The organism is Schumannella luteola (genome assembly GCF_013408685.1).
Classification (GTDB): domain Bacteria; phylum Actinomycetota; class Actinomycetes; order Actinomycetales; family Microbacteriaceae; genus Schumannella; species Schumannella luteola.
In genome coordinates, this window is record NZ_JACBZY010000001.1 from 146,549 (window position 1) to 165,461 (window position 18,913).

At 72.0% G+C, this 18,913-nt stretch carries 16 protein-coding genes; 4 read left to right on the top strand and 12 right to left on the bottom strand.

Going from position 1 to position 18,913, the window contains the following annotated elements:
* Positions 1-102: 102 nt before the first annotated feature.
* The 11 genes from adhP to BJ979_RS00760 form a co-directional block, all read right to left on the bottom strand.
* Positions 103-1,131: an alcohol dehydrogenase AdhP gene (gene adhP / locus BJ979_RS00710; protein ID WP_179569869.1), complete on the bottom strand. Its 1,029-nt coding sequence runs from the start codon at positions 1,129-1,131 to the stop codon at positions 103-105.
* A gap of 187 nt (positions 1,132-1,318) precedes the next feature.
* Positions 1,319-2,386 (bottom strand): carbohydrate-binding family 9-like protein, encoded by a 1,068-nt coding sequence (locus tag BJ979_RS00715; RefSeq protein ID WP_179564236.1) that lies wholly within the window; start codon positions 2,384-2,386, stop codon positions 1,319-1,321.
* A gap of 55 nt (positions 2,387-2,441) precedes the next feature.
* Positions 2,442-3,680, bottom strand: coding sequence for an alpha-hydroxy acid oxidase (locus BJ979_RS00720; RefSeq protein ID WP_179564238.1), 1,239 nt, complete (start codon positions 3,678-3,680; stop codon positions 2,442-2,444).
* Between the two features lie 13 nt (positions 3,681-3,693).
* A complete protein-coding gene (locus BJ979_RS00725) occupies positions 3,694-5,196 on the bottom strand; it encodes a rhamnulokinase (protein ID WP_179564240.1) in 1,503 nt (500 codons plus the stop codon).
* Complete coding sequence (locus BJ979_RS00730; RefSeq protein ID WP_179564242.1) at positions 5,193-7,286, bottom strand: bifunctional aldolase/short-chain dehydrogenase; 2,094 nt, start codon at positions 7,284-7,286, stop codon at positions 5,193-5,195. The genes BJ979_RS00725 and BJ979_RS00730 overlap by 4 nt, the downstream gene beginning before the upstream one ends.
* Entirely contained in the window at positions 7,274-8,440 is a 1,167-nt protein-coding gene (gene rhaI, locus BJ979_RS00735; RefSeq protein ID WP_179564244.1) for an L-rhamnose isomerase, read from the bottom strand. The genes BJ979_RS00730 and rhaI overlap by 13 nt, the downstream gene beginning before the upstream one ends.
* Entirely contained in the window at positions 8,437-8,781 is a 345-nt protein-coding gene (locus tag BJ979_RS00740) for an L-rhamnose mutarotase (RefSeq protein WP_179564246.1), read from the bottom strand. The genes rhaI and BJ979_RS00740 overlap by 4 nt, the downstream gene beginning before the upstream one ends.
* Positions 8,782-8,886: 105 nt before the next feature.
* On the bottom strand, positions 8,887-9,924 hold the full coding sequence (gene rhaS / locus BJ979_RS00745; protein ID WP_179564247.1) for a rhamnose ABC transporter substrate-binding protein: 1,038 nt from the start codon (positions 9,922-9,924) through the stop codon (positions 8,887-8,889).
* Positions 9,925-9,986: 62 nt separating this feature from the next.
* Positions 9,987-11,024 (bottom strand): ABC transporter permease, encoded by a 1,038-nt coding sequence (locus BJ979_RS00750; protein ID WP_179564248.1) that lies wholly within the window; start codon positions 11,022-11,024, stop codon positions 9,987-9,989.
* A complete protein-coding gene (locus BJ979_RS00755; protein ID WP_179564249.1) occupies positions 11,021-12,061 on the bottom strand; it encodes an ABC transporter permease in 1,041 nt (346 codons plus the stop codon). The genes BJ979_RS00750 and BJ979_RS00755 overlap by 4 nt, the downstream gene beginning before the upstream one ends.
* Positions 12,058-13,533: a sugar ABC transporter ATP-binding protein gene (locus tag BJ979_RS00760; RefSeq protein ID WP_218853536.1), complete on the bottom strand. Its 1,476-nt coding sequence runs from the start codon at positions 13,531-13,533 to the stop codon at positions 12,058-12,060. Before BJ979_RS00760 ends, BJ979_RS00755 begins: the two co-directional genes overlap by 4 nt.
* 293 nt (positions 13,534-13,826) lie before the next feature.
* Between BJ979_RS00760 and BJ979_RS00765 the strand changes: the two genes are divergently transcribed.
* Positions 13,827-14,843 carry a LacI family DNA-binding transcriptional regulator gene (locus tag BJ979_RS00765; RefSeq protein WP_179564250.1) on the top strand — a complete coding sequence of 339 codons (1,017 nt, stop codon included), beginning with the start codon at positions 13,827-13,829 and terminating at the stop codon, positions 14,841-14,843.
* Here the strand turns inward: BJ979_RS00765 and BJ979_RS00770 are convergent.
* Positions 14,840-15,706, bottom strand: a complete 867-nt coding sequence (locus tag BJ979_RS00770) for an NmrA family NAD(P)-binding protein (protein ID WP_179564252.1) — start codon at positions 15,704-15,706, stop codon at positions 14,840-14,842. The two genes, BJ979_RS00765 and BJ979_RS00770, sit on opposite strands and share 4 nt — an antisense overlap.
* 169 nt (positions 15,707-15,875) lie before the next feature.
* Here BJ979_RS00770 and BJ979_RS00775 point away from each other — a divergent pair, with 169 nt between their 5' ends.
* From BJ979_RS00775 to BJ979_RS00785, 3 genes are read left to right on the top strand one after another with little or no spacing between them, the layout of a single operon-like run.
* Positions 15,876-16,937, top strand: coding sequence for a methionine ABC transporter ATP-binding protein (locus tag BJ979_RS00775; RefSeq protein WP_179564261.1), 1,062 nt, complete (start codon positions 15,876-15,878; stop codon positions 16,935-16,937).
* Positions 16,934-17,710 (top strand): methionine ABC transporter permease, encoded by a 777-nt coding sequence (locus BJ979_RS00780; protein WP_179564263.1) that lies wholly within the window; start codon positions 16,934-16,936, stop codon positions 17,708-17,710. The genes BJ979_RS00775 and BJ979_RS00780 overlap by 4 nt, the downstream gene beginning before the upstream one ends.
* Before the next feature lie 58 nt (positions 17,711-17,768).
* On the top strand, positions 17,769-18,716 hold the full coding sequence (locus BJ979_RS00785; protein ID WP_179564265.1) for a MetQ/NlpA family ABC transporter substrate-binding protein: 948 nt from the start codon (positions 17,769-17,771) through the stop codon (positions 18,714-18,716).
* Positions 18,717-18,913 lie beyond the last annotated feature (197 nt).

The following is an 18,913-nucleotide window of genomic DNA, read 5'->3' on the forward strand; positions in this document are numbered from 1 at the left end:
AGCCGCCCGGCCCGGTCGTGGGGTGGCGAGAGGATGCGCATCCTCTCGCCACCGGTGGTCGCGTCAGCCTGCGGACCCGACGCGACCACCCGATGCCGCGGCTCAGGCGGCCGACGGCCCGTCAAAGCGCATCACGATGCGGCCGTCGATCTGCCCGCGCTCCATCCGCTCGAAGATGTCGTTGATGTCGTCGATCGACTCGACGGCGACGGTCGGGTGGATCTTGCCCTGGGCGTAGAACTCGAGCGCCTCGGCGAGATCCTGACGGGTGCCGACGATGGAGCCGCGGATCGTGATGGCGCGCAGCACGATGTCGAAGATGTTCGCCGGGAAGTCGCCCGGGGGCAGTCCGTTGAAGACGATGGTCGCGCCGCGGCGCGCGACACCGAGAGCCTGGCCGAAGGCCTTGGGGTGCACGGCCGTGACGAGCACGCCGTGGGCGCCGCCGGTGTGCGCCTGGATGTACTCGGCCGGGTCGTGCTCGGCCGCGTTGACGACCAGCTCGGCGCCGTGCTTCTTCGCGAGGGCCAGCTTGGCGTCGTCGATGTCGACCGCGGCGACGCGCAGGCCCATCGCGACGGCGTACTGCACGGCGATGTGGCCGAGCCCGCCGATGCCCGAGATGACCACCCACTCGCCCGGGCGGGCTCCGGTCATCTTGAGGCCCTTGTAGACGGTGACGCCCGCGCAGAGCACCGGGGCGACCTCGACCGGGTCGGCTCCGGCGGGGATGCGCGCGGCGAACTTCTCATCCACCAGCATGTACTCACCGAAGCTGCCGTCGACGCTGTAGCCGCCGTTCTGCTGCTCTTCGCAGAGGGTCTCCCAGCCGGTGCGGCAGTACTGGCAGTTGCCGCACGCCGACCAGAGCCAGGCGTTGCCGACGATCTGCCCGACCTCGAGCAGGGTCACGTCGTCGCCGAGTGCGACCACCTCGCCGTAGCCCTCGTGGCCGGGGATGAGGTCGCCCTTCGGCGCGACCGGCCAGTCGCCCTTGGCGGCGTGCAGGTCGGTGTGGCAGACGCCGGTCGTGTGCACCTTGACGAGCGCCTGGTGCGGCCCGGGGGTCGGGATCGGCACGTCGGCGATCGTCAGCGGCGCACCGGGCGCGGTGACGACGGCGGCGCGCATCGTGCCGGTGGGAACGACTCCGCGCTGGGCGGCGGGGGCAGGGATGGTGGTCGACATCGACTCTCCAGACTTCCTTGTCGTGGTGGCGCCGCGTCGAAGGGGGATGCGGCACCGCCGACGCTAGGCAGGCCGGGGTTGCACGGCGGTTGCGGCCCGGATGCAACGCCCGCCGGCGGACAGGAGCGGATCAGACCTCGTCGGCGCTGAAGCGCACGCGGGGGAAGAGCTCGGGCAGATGCGAGTCCCAGACGCCGTGCGGGCTCCACGACCACCCGCCGGAGTCGTCGGCGCCGTGCTTCGCGACATTGAACCGCGACACCTCGATGCGCCAGGTGTCACCCGGGTTCGGCGGCACGGCGAAGCGCGGGTCGGATGCGGCGGCACCAGACGCGGACGCAGCGGACGCGGACGCAGCGGACGCGGACGCAGCGGACGCGGACGCAGCGGACGCGGACGCAGCGGATGAGGACGCGCCGGCAACAGCATCCGCCCGCGCCAGCACCTCGAGTGACGACCACGGCACCGCGATCTCGACCGTCCAGCCGCGATCGACCGTGCTCGGATCGTTGAGCGTGCCGTCGACGTGCACGGCGGTGCGCAGCCCGGGCAGGTCCCAGCCCCAGAATCCGGTGCGCAGCCCGCCGGGATGCGCGTAGCCGACGCCGTCGAAGGCGACCGCCTGCGGGTGATCAGCGTGCAGCTCGGGCGGCGCGTCGGCGCCGAACGGCGTGCGCGAACGTCCCCAGGCGAACAGCACCTCGTAGATCGTGTTGAACGCGTTGACCTCGAGCTCGTAGTAGGCGCCGCGACCGACGGCGACATCGACGTCGGCGCCGTCACCCGCCGCGTCCGGCCCCGCGATGAACAGCTCGACGTCGTCGTCGCGCCAGATCTCGCTGTCGCGCTCGGTCAGCGTCGCCGTGACCTCCGGCTGCTCGACCCAGCAGCCGACGTAGAGGTTCCCGTCGTCCCAGAGGATCGCCGCCTCGGTCGCGAGAGCAGTGGATGCGCCGCTCACGAGGTCGACGAACCGCGGCGAGCGCGGGGCACGCTGCCAGCACGGCGCGGCGAGGCGCCCGTCGAGGGCGGGCGGCTCGGCGACCCGCAGCGCCGTGTATTCGGGCGGCGCGGCGACCGGCCGCCGCTCTCGCGTCTTCTCGACGCCCTCGACGGCGAAGACCTCGCCGGTCGCCGGCGTCCCCTCCGCCCGATCCGGCCCGTCCGCCCGGTCCGCCGGCACGCTCTCGTCGCTCATGCCGGGAGGCTACCCAGCCGCCCCGTCGAGGTCACCAGCCGCGCCGTCGACGCCGTCAGGCGCGGGGCCGCGGCACGAGACGCTCGAGCTGGGTGACGTGGCGGGGCTCGAGCTCGGCGAGTGAGGCGACGCCGAGCAGCTTCATGGTGCGCTCGATCTCGCTGCGCAGGATCTCGACCGTGCGATCGACGCCCTGGCGTCCGCCGGCCATGAGGCCGTAGAGATAAGCGCGTCCGATGAGCGTGAAGCGAGCCCCCAGCGCGACCGCCGAGACGATGTCGGCGCCGTTCATGATGCCGGTGTCGAGGGCGACCGTGGTGTCGGCGCCGACCTCGCGGACCACATCGGGCAGCAGGTGGAACGGGATCGGCGCCCGGTCGAGCTGACGCCCGCCGTGGTTCGAGAGCACGACGCCGTCGACGCCGCGGTCGGCGAGAGCCCGCGCATCCGCGACGCTCTGCACGCCCTTGACGACGATGTTGCCGCTCCACAGCGAGCGGATCACGTCGAGGTCCTCGAAGGAGATCGTCGGATCCATGGCCGAGTCGAGCAGCTCGCCGACCGTGCCGCCGGTCGAGGTGAGCGAGGCGAACTCGAGCTTCGGGGTGGTGAGGAAGTCGATCCACCACCACGGTCGCGGCAGCGCGTCGATGATCGTGCCCGGCGTCAGCTGCGGCGGGATCGAGAAGCCGTTGCGCTTGTCGCGCAGGCGCGCGCCGGCGACCGGGGTGTCGACGGTGAAGAACAGGGTGTCGAAACCCGCCGCATCCGCGCGCCGCACGAGCTCGTAGCTGATCTCGCGCTCGCGCATGACGTAGAGCTGGAACCAGTTGCGGCCCGTCGGGTTCGCCGCCTTCACGCCCTCGATCGAGGTCGTGCCGAGCGTGGACAGGGTGAAGGGGATGCCGGCCGCCTCCGCCGCGCCGGCCCCGGCGATCTCGCCCTCGGTCTGCATCAGGCGCGTGAAGCCGGTCGGCGCGATGCCGAAGGGCAGCGCCGACGGCCCGCCCCAGATCTCGCAGCTCGTGTCGACCTGCGAGACGTCGCGCAGCACGCTCGGGTGGAACTCCACATCCCGGAACGCCTGGCGTGCCCGCCGCAGCGACAGCTCGCCCTCGGCCGCGCCATCGGTGTAGTCGAACGCCGCCGTGGGCGTGCGGCGCTTCGCGATGCGCCGCAGGTCCTCGATCGTCAGCGCCGAATCGAGGCGGCGCTTGCGTCCATCCAGCTCGGGCTTCTTGAACTTCATCAGCTCGAACAGCTCGGCGGGGCGCGGGAACTGGCGGGAGACCATGGATGCGGATCCTTCAGTGGGTGGTACGAGGACGATAGGTCGTGAGCTCGCTCGACGCGATCACGAGCGCGCGCAGCGCCTCGAGGTCGCCGTGCACGAGCCCGAGGGCGCGGGCCTGCACGAGCACGTTGCCGAGGGCGGTCGCCTCGGCCGGACCGGCGACGACCGGCAGGCCGGTCGCGTCGGCCGTGAGCTGGCAGAGCAGCGCGTTGCGGCTGCCGCCGCCGACGATGTGCACGACCCGCACCGGCTGGCCGCTGAGGCGCGCGGCCTCGTGCACGGCGCGGGCGGATGCGGTGGCGAGCGAGGCGAGGATCGAGCGCACGAGCTCGGGCCGGGTGGCCGGCACGGGACGGTCGTGGGCGGTGAGCCAGGCGGCGATGCGGACCGGCATGTCGCCGGGTGCCGTGAACGCGGGGTCGTCGGCGTCGAACTCGGCGACGGCGCCGGCGGGCACCTCGGCCGCGGCCGCCAGGAGCGCGCCGAGGTCGGGGCGCGCGCCGCCGTCCTCCCGCTCCCACTCGCGGAGGCTCTCGGTCAGCAGCCAGAGCCCCATGACGTTGTGCAGGAACCGGGTGCGCCCATCCACGCCGCCCTCGTTCGTGAACCCGGCCCGGCGGGCCTCCTCGGTCACGACCGGGCGCTCGGTCTCGACGCCGACGAGCGACCAGGTGCCGCTCGAGATGTAGGCGAAGCCGGGCTCGGTCGCGGGCACGGACACGATCGCCGAGGCGGTGTCGTGCGAGCCGACCGCGATCACGCGGGCGCGCGTGTCGCCCACCCCGCGCGCGGCCGTCGCGGTGAGCGCGCCGAGCTCGGTGCCGGCATCCACCAGGGGCGGCAGGATGCGCGGCGGGATGCCGAGGCGCACGGCCAGGTCGCGATCCCAGTCGGCGGCGGTGCTGCCCGCGACCTCACCGACTCCGCCGGCGCCGTCGGCACCGCCTCGCCCGACCCCGAGCAGCCCCGTCGTCGACGCGTTCGTGCGCTCGGCGACCTCCGCCCCGGTCAGCCAGTGGGCGAGCAGATCCGGCAGCAGCAGCAGCCGGTCGGCGAGGTCGAGCACGCCGGCCTCGCGGTCGGCGTCGAGTTGGAACAGGGTCGTGAAGTCGAGATGCTGCAGGCCGTTGCGGGCGTAGAGCTCGTCGGCGGCGACACGGGCGTGCACGCGAGGAACCGCGGCGGCCGTGCGCTCGTCGCGGTAGGCGTAGGGCGTCGACAGCATCCGGCCGCCGCGCAGCAACGCGTAATCGACCGCCCACGAGTCGATGCCGATCCCGGCCAGGTCGGGCGCGACGCGGGCGGCCGCGGCGAGGCCCTCGACCGCATCCCGGTACAGCTCGAGCACCGACCAGTGCAGCCCGTCGAGGGTGCGCACCGGGCGGTTCTCGAAGCGCGCGACCTCGTCGAGGTGCACGCGCGCCGACGATCCGGCGCCGTCGACGCGGCCGACGACGACGCGACCCGAGGTCGCCCCGAGGTCGACGGCGGCGACGGCGCCGGATCGACCGCTCATCGCAGGAACGCCGCGGCGACGCCCGAGTCGACGGGGATGTGCAGTCCGGTCGTGCGCGAGAGCTCGGGCCCGGTCAGCACGAACACCGCGTCGGCGACGTTCTCGGGAACGACCTCGCGCTTGAGGATCGTGCGGTTCGCGTAGAACTGGCCGAGGTCCTCCTCCGCGACGCCGTACGTCGCGGCGCGGTTGGCGCCCCAGCCCGAGGCGAAGATGCCCGAGCCGCGCACGACCCCGTCGGGGTTGATGCCGTTGACGCGGATGCCGTGCTCGCCGAGCTCGACCGCGAGCAGCCGCACCTGGTGCGCCTGGTCGGCCTTCGTCGCCGAGTAGGCGATGTTGTTCGGGCCGGCGAAGACGGAGTTCTTCGACGAGATGTAGATCACGTCGCCGCCCATCCCCTGCTCGATGAGCGCCTTCGCGGCCGCCTTCGAGACCAGGAACGAGCCCTTCGCCATGACGTCGTGCTGCAGATCCCAGTCCTTCTCGGTGGTCTCGAGCAGCGGCTTCGACAGCGAGAGCCCGGCGTTGTTCACGACGAGGTCGATGCCGCCGAAGGCGAGCAGGGTCTGATCGATCGCGGCCTGCACGCCGGCGGCGTCGGCGACGTTCGCAGCGACGCCGATCGCGACATCCGTGCCGCCCAGCTCAGCCGCGGCCGCCCGGGCCTTCTCGAGATCGAGGTCGGCGACGACGACGCAGGCGCCCTCGGCGGCGAGCCGGGTCGCGATGGCCTTGCCGATGCCGGATGCCGCGCCGGTCACGAAGGCCACCCGGCCCTGGTGGGTCTTCGGCTTCGGCATGCGCTGCAGCTTCGCCTCCTCGAGCGCCCAGTACTCGATGCGGAACTTCTCGCCGTCGTCGATCGGCGTGTAGGTCGACACCGACTCGGCGCCGCGCATGACGTTGATCGCGTTGACGTAGAACTCGCCCGCGACGCGGGCGGTCTGCTTGTTCGCGCCGTAGCTGAACATGCCGACGCCGGGCACGAGCACGATCGCCGGGTCGGCGCCGCGCATCGCGGGGCTCTCGGGCGTCGCATGGGCGTCGTAGTAGGCGCTGTAGTCGGCCCGGTAGGCCTCGTGCAGCTCCTTCAGGCGCGCGATGGAGTCCTCGATGGACGCGTCCGCCGGCAGGTCGAGGAGGAGCGGCTTCACCTTGGTGCGCAGGAAGTGGTCGGGGCAGCTGGTGCCGAGCGCCGCGAGCGCGGGCGCCTTCGCACCGGCGAGGAAGTCGAGCACGACGTCCGCGTCGGCGAAGTGGCCGACCATCGGCTTGTCGTGTGAGGCGAGACCGCGGATGGTCGCGGCGAGCGCCGCCGCCTTCGCGTGGCGCTCCGCCTCGGGAAGAGCCCCGAAACCGTCGCGCGCCGGGCCGAAGGGCTCGGCCGAGCCGTGCTCGGCGAGGTACGCCTCGGCCGTGTCGATGATCCAGCGCGAGCGCTCCTCCGCCTCGTCGCTCGTGTCGCCCCAGGCGGTGATGCCGTGGCCGCCGAGGATGCAGCCCACCGCATCCGGGTTCGCGGCCTTGATCGCGGCGATGTCGAGCCCGAGCTGGAATCCGGGACGACGCCACGGCACCCAGGCCACGCGGCCGCCGAAGGCCGCCGCCGTGAGCGCCGGGCCGTCGGTCGCGGTCGCGAAGGCGATGCCGGCGTCGGGGTGCAGGTGGTCGACATGCGCCGCATCCACCAGACCGTGCATGGCCGTGTCGATCGACGGCGCCGCGCCGCCCTTGCCGTGCAGGCAGTAGTCGAAGGCGGCGACCATCTCGTCTTCGCGATCGACGCCCGGGTAGACGCCGGTCAGCGCGCGCAGCCGGTCGAGGCGCAGCACCGCCAGGCCCGACTCGGTGAGGGTGCCCAGGTCTCCCCCGGATCCCTTCACCCAGAGCAGCTCGACCGGCTCACCCGTGACGGGGTCGGTCTCGACGCCCTTCGCCGAGGTGTTGCCGCCGGCGTAGTTCGTGATGCGCGGGTCGGAGCCGAGACGGTTCGAGCGCGCGACGAGCTCGCTTTTCACCGAGCCGCCCGTCGCGCCGCTCGCCGCGCCGGCGTCTGCGCCGATGACGCCGCCGCTCACGCGCCCCATCCCGCCTGCTCGCCGCCGACGCGCGACGCCGCGATGCCCGCACCGTAGCCCGACTCGGCGTAGGCGCGCATCGGGTCGGCCGGCAGGCCGCGCGACTCACGCCACTCGGCGAGTGCCGGGCGCACATCCGTGTAGAAGGCGTCCATGAGGATGCCGTGGGCGCCCAGCACGTCGCCCGCCGCCTGCGCGGTGTCGAGCGCGGCACGGTCGACGAGCAGCGCGCGCGCCGTCATCTCCTGCACGTTGAGCACGCTGCGGATCTGGCCGGGGATCTTGTCCTCGACGTTGTGGCACTGGTCGAGCATGAACGCGACATCCGAGTCGGCGCCGTAGCCGCCGCCGCGGATGACCTCGACGAGGATGCGGAACAGCTGGAACGGGTCCGCCGCCCCGACGATGAGGTCGTCGTCGGCGTAGAAGCGCGAGTTGAAGTCGAAAGAGCCGAGCTTGCCGAGCCGCAGCAGCTGCATGACGATGAACTCGATGTTGGTGCCGGGCGCGTGGTGACCCGTGTCGAGGCAGACCATCGCCTTCGGCCCGAGCGCGCTCACCTGCGCATAGCTGGTCCCCCAGTCGGGAACATCGGTGTGATAGAACGCCGGCTCGAAGAACTTGTACTCCAGCACGAGGCGCTGGTCGTCGCCGAGACGGTCGTAGATCTGCCGCAGCGAGTCGGCGAGGCGGTCCTGGCGGCCGCGCACGTCATCCTGACCCGGGTAGTTCGTGCCGTCGGCGAGCCAGATCTTCAGGTCGCGCGAGCCGGTCTCGTTCATCACGTCGATGCACTCGAAGTGGTGGTCGATCGCCTTCTGGCGGATGCGGTCGTCACGGTGGGTGACGCTGCCGAGCTTGTAGTCGTCGTCTTGGAAGGTGTTCGAGTTCACCGTGCCGAGGGCGACGCCCTCGTCGGCGGCGTGACGGGCGAGGGCGCCGAAGTCGTCGACCTTGTCCCACGGGATGTGCAGCGCGACCTTCGGCGCGAGCCCGGTGAGCTTGTGCACCTGGGCGGCGTCGCTGATCTTCTCGAAGGGATCACGCGGAACGCCCGGCTGCGCGAAGACCTTGAACCGCGTGCCCGAGTTGCCGAACGCCCACGAGGGCAGCTCGATCGCCTGCTCCGCGAGCCGCGGGGCGATGTCAGAGAAGTCGGTCATGAGGCGGTGCTCCTGGTCAGCTGGTCGTCGAGGGAGAAGACCTCGTCGAGCACGCGCATCCCCTGGTCGGGGCGGCCGTCGAGGTCGAGGAAGAAGCGGGCCGACTCGGCCTCCCACGCGGTGGCGATGGGCGAGGCGGCGAGGTAGGCGGTGGAGGCGGCGAGGTCGTCGACCGTGAAGACGCCCACCAGCTCGCCGTCGTCGGCGAGGAAGATCGTGTAGTCGCGGCGGCCCGAGGCGGCGATCTCGCGCAGCATCTCGTCGGGCACGGCGCGGTGGCGCTCGCGGTACTCGTCGACGAGCTCGGGTCGCACGCGCAGGCGGAAGCAGACGCGGGTCATGGTGCTCTCCTCCGGTCGGTGCGGGGATGCGGTCGGGTGGAAGGACAGTCGGGTGGATGGGCGGCCCGGGCGCGAGAGGCCCGGGCCACCGGGTCGGTCAGCGGCTCAGAACTTGAACTCGCCGATGTTGTCCTTCGTGAAGACGAAGGGGTCGCCGAGCAGCACGGTGCCGTCCTTGCCGACCTTGTACTCGCCGAGGTCGCCGGCCTTGAAGCTGTCGCCCTCCTTGCCGGTGATGTCGCCGTCGATGAGCGCCTTCGCCGCGTAGGCCGCGAGGTAGCCGAGGTCACCCGGGTTCCACAGGGCGAACTCCTCGACGGTGCCGTCGGTCACGTACTCGCGCATCTGGTTCGGCGTGCCGAGACCGGTCAGCTTGACGGTGCCCTTGAACGACGAGGTCGAGAGGTAACGCGCGGCGGCGGCGATGCCGACGGTGGTCGGCGAGACGATGCCCTTGAGGTTCGGGTGCGACTGCAGCAGACCCGCCGTCTTGTCGAACGAGGTCTGGTCGTCGTCGTCGCCGTAGACGACATCCACGAGCTTGACGTTCGGGTGGTTCGCCTCGAGGTCCTTCTTCATGAGGTCGATCCACTCGTTCTGGTTCGTGGCGTTGGCCGCGGCCGACAGCACGGCGATCTCGCCGCTGTCGCCGATCTGCTTGGTGATCAGGTCGACCTGCACCTTCGCGATGCCCTCGGCGGTGGCCTGGTTGATGAACAGGTCGCGGCAGTCGGCGCTGGTGTCGGAGTCGAAGGTGACGACCTTGACGCCGGCGTCGCGGGCCTGCTTGATCGCGTCGCACGGCGCCTTCTGGTCGTTCGCCGACATGACGATCGCGCCGACCTGCTTCTGGGTGAGCGTGTTGATGTAGCTCACCTGCGCGTCGGGCGAGGCCTTCGCGGGGCCGACCTCGGCGTAGGTGCCCTTGAACTCCTTGATCGCCTTCTCGCCGCCGGCGTCGGAGGTGTCGAAGTAGGCGTTGCCGAGGTTCTTGGGCAGGAAGGTGATCTGGTAGTTCTTCGAGCCGTCGCCCGATCCGCCGGAGCCGCCGGTGGAGGCGGCGCAGCCGGTGAGCAGCAGGGCGGCCGAGGCGAGCACGGCGACGCCGGCGATGCGCAGGCTGCGGGTGCTGGTGGGGAGCATCAGTGGTCCTCTCGAGTGGATGTGTGGTGCAGGTGGTGGGTGGTGCTGGGTACCGCTGTCGGTCAGCTCTTCACGACGCGAAGCCGGCGGAAGCGCAGCTTGCCGAGCAGACCGGCGATCACGACGGAGAGCACGAGCAGCACTCCGGTGACCACGTTGATGACGTCGGAGGTGATGCCGGCGAGGCGCAGCGCGCTGGCGATCGCTCCGATGAGGAGGGCTCCGGCGAGCACGCCGGGCAGGGCGCCCTTGCCGCCGAAGATCGAGACGCCGCCGAGCAGCACGGCCGCGATGACCGAGAGCTCGAGGCCCGTGGCGTTGTCGCCGCGGGCGCTGCCGAAGCGCAGCGTGTAGTACGCCCCGGCGACGGCCGAGACGAGTCCGGCGAGGGCGAAGACGATGATCTTGGTGCGGGTGATGCGCACGCCCGAGAAGGCGGCCGCATCCGCGCTGAGCCCGATCGCGTAGACGCCGCGGCCGAAGGGGGTGAAGTGCAGCAGCAGCCCGAAGACGAGGGCGAGCACGACGATCAGCACGGTGACGATCGGCAGCGGGGTGCCGGGGATGTTGCCGGTCGCGAGCGCGGTCCACTCCGACGGGAAGTCGGTGATCGCCTTCGAGCCGAGCATCCCCTGCGCGATGCCGCGGTAGAGCGCGAGCGTGCCGATCGTGACGGCGAGCGAGGGCAGGCCGACGACCGTGACGAGCACTCCGTTGACGAGTCCGGCGACGAGGCCGACGACCAGGGCGACCAGGAACGCGGCGCCGAAGGCCCATCCTTGCTGGGTGAGGATGCCGATCAGCGCGCTCGAGAGCCCCATCACGCTCGCGACCGAGAGGTCGATCTCGCCGGTGATGATGATGAGCGTCATCGGCAGGGCGATGAGCAGCACGGGCGCCATGTCCTGCAGCAGGAAGGTCAGTGTGATCGGCGCGGCGAAGTGCGGCACCTGCGTGTAGCCGACGATCCAGACGAGGATCAGCAGCGCGATCACGGCGGCCTCGCGCGAGAGCAGCACGCGGCGCCACAGCGGGCGGCCGTAGTCGCGGTAGGCCCGGGTCTCGCCGGTCGAGCCGGCGGCGGATGCGGTGGTGCTCATGCTGCCGAGTCCTCCATGACCGTGAGCTTTCTGGCTTGTCGCAGGGCGAGCAGGCGGTCGAGGATGATCGCCGCGATGATCAGCACGCCGACGACGGCGCCCTGCCAGAAGTCAGGGATGCCGAGCACCGGCAGCGCCCGGTTGATCGTGAGCAGCAGCACCGCGCCGAGGGCGGCGCCGCCGACCGAGCCGCTGCCGCCGAAGATCGCGACGCCGCCGATGACGGCCGCGCCGACGGCCTGCAGCTCGAGGCCGTAGCCGGCCTGCGAGTCGACCGTGCCGTAGCGGGCCGTGTAGAGCACACCGGCGAGCCCGGCGAGGGTGCCGCTGGCGACGAAGGCCCACAGCACGCGGCGCCCGACCTTGAGGCCGTAGAGGTGCGCGGCGTCGGGGTCGGAGCCGATCGCGTAGAGCTCGCGACCGCTGCGCGAGCTGCGCAGCACCAGGGCGGCGATCACGAGCACGACGACCGCGACGAGGGTGATGACGGGCAGCACCCACAGCTTCGCGGTGCCGATCGCGAGGAAGTCGCGGGGCATGTCGGAGGCGTTGATGCGGTTGCTGCCGGTCCAGACGACGTTGATGCCGCGATAGGCATACAGCGTTCCGAGGGTGATGACGAGCGACGGCACCTTGGCGACCGAGACGAGCAGGCCGTTGACGAGACCGAGGCCCGCGCCGAACAGCACGGCCAGCAGCATGACGACGGGGATGGGCAGCCCGGGGTTGTACTTGAACAGCACGCCGGTCAGGTAGGCGGTCAAGCCGATGATCGAGCCGACCGAGAGGTCGACGTTGCGGGTGATGATGACGATCGCCTGGCCGACGGCGATGAGCACGAGGGTCGACGGGGTCAGCAGCAGGTCGCGGAAGCCGTCGGCGCTGAACAGGAAGCTCGGGCTCTTCGCCGTCGTGACGACGAGCACGAGCACCAGTGCGAGGAAGATGCCGGTCTCGCGGGCGGCGGCGAGCGCGCTGAGGCGGCCCAGCACGCCGCGGCGGGCGAAGGAGGCGGTGACGGTGGGTGCGGCGCTCACGCGGCGGCCTCCGCTCCGGTCGCGGCGCTCATGACCGTCTCGGGGTTCGCATCCGCTCGACTCAGCTCGGCCGTGACGCGGCCCTCGCGCATGACGATCACGCGGTCGGCCATGCCGAGCACCTCCGGCAGCTCGGACGAGATCATGAGGATGCCGAGCCCCTGCCCGGCGAGCTCGCTGAGCAGGCGGTGCACCTCGCTCTTGGTGCCGACGTCGATGCCGCGGGTGGGCTCGTCGACGATGAGCACCTTGGGGTTCGTGGCCAGCCACTTGGCCAGCACCACCTTCTGCTGGTTGCCGCCGCTGAAGGTGCCGACTTCGGCGTCGAGCGCGCTCGACTTCACCTCGAGCCGGCTGGCCCAGACGCGGGCGGCCTGGTTCTCGGCGGCCCGGGTGAGGATGCCGGCCTTCGTGAGCTTCGAGCGGATCGCCATGGTCAGGTTGCGGGCCACGGTCGTGCCGAGCACGAGCCCCTGGGCCCGGCGGTCCTCGGGCACGAGCGCGAGCCCGGCGCGCATGGCGGCGGTCGGGTCGTGCGGCGCGAGCGGCCTGCCCTCGACGGTGACGGTGCCCGAGTCGTAGCGGTCGACGCCGAAGACGGCGCGCACGACCTCGCTGCGTCCGGCTCCGACGAGGCCGGCGAGCCCGACGATCTCGCCCGAGCGCACACTGAGGTCGACGTCGGCGAACAGCGGCGAGGTGAGGCCCTCGACCCGCAGCAGCTCGTCGCCGATCACGGCCTCCTGCTTCGGGAACAGCTCGGCGACATCCCGGCCGACCATCTGCCGCACGAGGGTCGCGGTGTCGGTCTCGGCGATCGGCTGGGTGGCGATGTAGGCGCCGTCGCGCATGACGGTGACGGTGTCGCAGAGCGCGAACACCTCGTCGAAGCGGTGCGAGATGAACAGCAGCGCCCGGCCCTCGTCGCGCAGCGCGCGGGCGACGGCGAAGAGCCGGTCGACCTCGACGCCGCTGAGCGCGGCGGTCGGCTCGTCCATGACGAGCACGCGGGCGTCGAGCGAGATGGCCTTGGCGATCTCGATGATCTGCTGGTCGGCGATCGAGAGGCCGCGAGCCGGACGGTCGGGGTGGATGCGCACGCCGAGCCGCTGGAACAGACCGAGCGCCTGCTCGCGCATGGCCGCGCGGTCGATGCGGCGCAGGCCCTTGAGCGGCTGACGCCCCATGAAGATGTTCTCGGTGACGCTGAGGTCGGGGAAGAGCGTGGGCTCCTGGTAGATCACGGCGATGCCGGCGGCCTTCGACTCGGCCGTCGTGCGGAAGTCGACGGTCTCGCCGCCGAGCAGGAACTCGCCGGCGTCGCGCTGGTAGAGACCGGCGATGATCTTGACGAGCGTCGATTTGCCGGCGCCGTTCTCGCCGATGAGCGCGTGGATGCTGCCCGACTCGAGTCGCAGCGTTCCCGAGCGCAGGGCGATCACCTGGCCGAAGGCCTTGGAGATGTCGCGCAGCTCGAGCGCGGCGGGGCGGCCGGTGGCGACGGTGCCGTCGGCGGCGCTCGCGGCGGATCCGCTCGGGCCGCCGGCTGACGGCGTGCTGCCGGTCGCGGGCGCGGCGGGTGGGATGTCGTCGGGCACGACCGGCCTCCTCGTCGAGGGTCTCGTCGTCTCGCTTCGTAGTTTTGAAACGATTCAGATGCGGTGTCGTGCCACTGTAGAGCGAGCTCGCCATCGAGCGCAACCCGCCGATGCCGATCTGTGATTCGCACGATTCATTCCGGGCGGATGGGCTCTAGTCTGAGCGCATGACCGTGAGCGTGAAAGAGGTAGCCCAGCACGCGGGCGTCTCGGTGGGCACGGTCTCGAACGTGCTCAATCACCCCGAGCGCGTCAGCGAGGCGGCGCGACGCAAGGTGACCGACGCCATCCGCGACCTCGGCTTCGTGCGCAACGACGCCGCCCGCCAGCTGCGTGCCGGCCGCAGTACCACGCTCGGCCTCGTCGTGCTCGACGTGCGCAACCCCTTCTTCACCGACGTCGCCCTCGGCGCCGAGGACGCCGCCGCGGCCGCCGGGCTCAGCGTGCTGCTCGGCAACAGCGACGAGAACCCCGAGCGCGAATCGACCTACCTCGACCTCTTCGAAGAGCAGCGCGTCTTCGGCGTGCTGATCTCGCCCGTCGGCGATGTGGGCCCGCGACTGCAGCGCCTGCGCGAACGCGGTACGCCCGCCGTTCTCGTCGACCGCGTCAGCGCCGACGAGACCACGAGCTCCGTCTCGGTCGACGACGTCGAGGGCGGGCGCGTCGCCGTCGAGCACCTCATCGCGCAGGGGCGCCGCCGCATCGCCTACGTCGGCGGGCCCTTCGCAATCCGCCAGGTCACCGACCGCCTCGAGGGCGCCCAGCGCGCGATCGACGCCAGCCCCGACGCCGCGCTCGAGGTGCTCACCACCCACGGGCTCACGGTGCTCGAGGGCCGCCGCATCGGCGAGCAGCTCGCCGCCCGCCCCGCCGGCCGCCGACCCGACGCCGTCTTCGCGGCGAACGACCTGCTCGCGATGGGTCTGCTCCAGGCCCTCGTCATGCAGGGCCGCGTGCGCGTGCCCGACGACGTGGCGCTCATCGGCTTCGACGACATCGACTTCACGACCGCCGCGGTCGTGCCGATCTCCTCGGTGCGGCAGCCGAGCCGGCTCATCGGCGAGACCGCCGTCAAGCTGCTGCTGGCCGAGGGCGAGGATCCCGCCGTCGACCGCCAGCGCATCGAGTTCACGCCCGAGCTCGTGGCGCGCGCGTCGACCGGCGCGGCCGCTGACGACTAGCGGAACAGCGGCGCGTAGTCGCGGGCGAACGCCGTGAACGGCAGCGGCCCGTGCCCGAGCACGCGCTGCACCCCGTCGCTCACCCCGGCCGCGGCGCCGGTGGCGTAGAACCGGAAGTCCTCGAGGGTCGCGTCGACCTGCCACGCCGGCATGAAGGAGCGCAGCGCGGCGGCGAAGACGGCCGGTGGCGCATCGAGGAAGCGCACGTCGCTCCGTCCTATCGCCGCCCCCAGCTGCGCCGCCACCTGCCCGAAGCCGAGCGCCTCGGGGCCGGTCAGCGTCAGGGTGCCGAGCGGGCGCCCGCTCAGCAGCGCCGTCGCGGCGACAGCTCCGATGTCGCGCACGTCGATCGCGCTGACGCGGGCCGCGCCGAGCGGCGCCGCGAGCAGACCCCGATCACGCACGAGCGAGGCGACGGCGAGCAGGCTCTGCATGAAGAAGTTCGACCTCAGCACCGTCGCGGCGATGCCCGATTCGGCGAGGCCGCGCTCGACCGCAGCGTGGAAGCGGAGGCAGCGGGCGGGGGAATCGGCGTCGGCGCCCAGCTGCGAGAGCAGCACCAGGTGCTTCACCCCGGCGGCCGCGGCGAGCTCGGTGAACCGCAGCTGCTGCTCCTGCGCGCGCTCGGTCGAGGGCGACGCCAGGTAGACGCCCTGCACGCCGTCGAGGGCGCGACGCAGCGACTCCGCGTCGTCGAGGTCGGCGATCACCCGCTCGGCGCCGGCCGGCAGCGCGGTGCGGGTCGAGCGCGTCATCGCGCGGATCCCGGCGGGAACCGCGCCACCCGCGCCCGCGGCGATCGACGCCAGGAGGGCCCCTCCGGTGCCGCCGGTGGCGCCGGCGACGAGCAGCGTCTCAGTCATCCGCCCATCCTCTCGCGCCCGGGTGAACGGCCGGGTTCGGCACCGGATCCCTGATCCGATCGCCGACAGCTGTCGCGCAGATCGTCACGTGACGACACCCGACGTCACGTGTCGTCGCATGCCGACACGTGTCACCGGCGGCAGCCCCGCATCCGCCTATCGTCGCCGCATGATCCGCCTCGACCAGCTCAGCAAGGTGTACGGCACCGCACCCGATGCCGTCACCGTGCTCGACCGGCTCGACCTCGCCGTCGACACCGGCCGCGTCTTCGCCGTCGTCGGCCCCTCCGGCGCCGGCAAGTCGACGCTCGCCCAGTGCGTGACCCTGCTCGAGAAGCCGACCTCGGGCCGCGTCGTCGTCAACGGCGACGACCTCACCGCCCTTGGCGCTCAAGACCTGCGGGTCGCCCGCCGGCGCATCGGCACGATCTTCCAGCAGGACGGACTGTTCTCGCGCCGAACCGCCGCCGACAACGTCGCCCTGCCGCTGCAGTACCTCGGCGTGACGAAGGCCGAGACCCGAGCCCGCGTCGCCGAGCTGCTCGACCGCGTCGGCCTCGCCGACAAGGCCCAGCACTACCCGCACCAGCTCTCCGGCGGCCAGCGGCAGCGCGTCGGGATCGCCCGCGCGCTCGCCTTGCGCCCCAGCGTGCTGCTGAGCGACGAGGCCACCTCCGGCCTCGACCCCGACTCGACCGCGTCGATCGTGCGCCTGCTGCGCGAGCTGCGCGACGACCTCGGCCTGTCGATCCTGTTCATCACCCACGAGATGGACACCGTGCTGCAGGTCGCCGACTCGGTCGCGCGCCTCGACCACGGCCGCATCGTCGAGCAGGGCGAGCTGACCGCGCTGCTGCGCGACCCCGACTCCGCCCTCGGCGCCCAGCTGCGCCCCGAGCCGCTCGCGCTCCCCGCCGCCGCCGGCGACCGCGTGTGGTCGGTCGCCTACACCGGCGACGTGCCCGGCGACTGGATCCTGCGGCTGGCCGCCCGCCTCGATGCACCCGTCGCGCTGCTCGGCGCGAGCGTGGAGCAGATCGACGGCGCCGCCATCGGGCGGGCGACCCTCGGCATCCCCCAGACCGTGGATGCGGCGGGCGTCGACAGCGCGCTGCGCGAGCTCGGCCTCGCGGTGCGCGGGGCGGCGATCCCGCCGCTCGACGACCGCGACGGCGCCGCGCGACCCGCCTCCCCCGACGACCTCCCCGAGCTGATCGGAGCCCGCGCATGAGCGCCGCATCCCCCGTGCTCGCCGCCCTCGCCGGGCTGCAGGGCCCCGTCCGCGGCAGCAACCTCGTGCCGCTGCCCGACATCCCCGCCCTCGTGCTGCCCGCCCTCGGCGACACGCTCATCATGGTCGGCGTCACCATGGCGATCGTCGTGGTCGTCGGGGTGCCGCTCGGCGCGGTCGTGCACAACCTCGGGCCCGACGGGCTCTTCCCGCACCGCGTCGGACACCAGGTGCTCAGCTGGGTCATCAGCGTCGGGCGCTCGCTGCCGTTCCTCGTTCTGATGGCGTCGATCATCCCGTTCACCCGGCTGCTGACCGGCACCAACATCGGCATCCCCGCCGCCGTCGTGCCGATGTCGATCGCCGGCATCGCCTTCTTCACGCGCATCGTCGAGAACTCGCTGCGCGGTGTGCCCCGCGACTACGCCAAGGTCGCGATCGCGTCGGGCGCCTCCACCGGGCAGGCCATCGTCACCGCCCAGCTCGCCGAGGCCGTGCCGTCGATCATCGGCGGGCTCACGATCAACACGATCGCGATGATCGAGTACTCGGCGATCGCCGGCACGATCGGCGCCGGCGGCATCGGCCACGTCGCCGTCACCTACGGCTACCAGCGCTTCGACCACGCCGTGATGATCGCGACCATCGTGATCCTCGTCGCCACCGTCGCCGCCACCCAGCTGCTCGGCGACCGCGTCACCCGCGCGCTGACCCCCGCCTCGCGCGATCGTCGCCGCAGCGCGCGCGCCGAGCGCGTCGCCGTCGCGGCCTAGCGCGCCTCGATCCCGCATCCCACCCGCACCCCTGCACAGCACCCAGGAGAGATCACCCATGTCCGACTCAGAGAACACCGCCCCGGCGGCCGACTCCGCAGCCGCTCCGTCCGCCACGACCGCCCCCGCCGACCACGGCTTCACCGTGAAGAAGCGCCGCCGCTGGCCGTGGATCACCGGCGCCGCCGTCGTCGTGCTCGGCGTCGCCGCCGCGATCGTCGTGCCCCGCTTCGCCGCCCCGGCCTCCGCCAACGACACCGACGGCGCCACCCTCACCGTCGTGACAGCCGAGGGCAACGCGACCGAGGAGGCGCTGGTGAAGTTCGTCGGCGAGAAGGTCGCCCCGAAGTACGGCATCAAGGTCGAGTTCAAGGGGCTCAGCGACAGCACCACCCTCAACCGCGCCGTCAGCGAGGGCGAGGTCGCCGCGACCGTCTACCAGCACAAGCTCTGGCTCAGCCAGGTGCTCGAGGCGAACCCCGACTTCGAGGAGACGGCGGCGACGCCCGTGTTCCGCTGGGGCTTCGGACTCTGGAGCGACAAGTACGGCTCGGTCGACGAGATCCCCGACGGCGCGAACATCTCGCTCTACTCCGACCCGGCCAACGAGGCCCAGGGGCTGTGGATCCTCGAGCGCGCCGGGCTCATCACGCTCAAGGACGGCGTCGACAAGGCGAAGGCCACGCAGAACGACATCGCGACGAACCCGAAGCACCTGAAGTTCACGCTGCTCGACTTCGCCGCCCAGTCGCGGTCGCTGCCCGACCTCGACGCGGCCGTCGGCTACACCGAGTACTACCTCGCCGCCGGCATCCCGATCGAGAAGCAGATCTTCGCCCCCGCGGCGCCGGACGAGTTCGCCGGACAGCTGACGGTCGGCACGAAGTACCTCAAGAGCAAGAACATCCAGCAACTGATCAAGGCGTTCAAGGACCCGGCCGTGCAGGAGTTCCTGGCCACGAACGAGGACGTGAAGAACATCCTGCTGCCGCTCGACGCGAAGTAGTCCCCCGGCCGGCTCGGGCGGCCGGCTGCGCTTCGCCGCGGCCGCCCTCCGCCGGTCCACCTCCTCGCGGCACCTCCGCCGCGGGAAGGTCTCCCGAGTTGCCCGCTTCCGCGGGATGTCCCCCACGACACCGCGGAAGCGGGCAACTCGCGTATCCGGGGCAGCGAGCACCGTCGCTGACGCGGGGGCGCGAGATG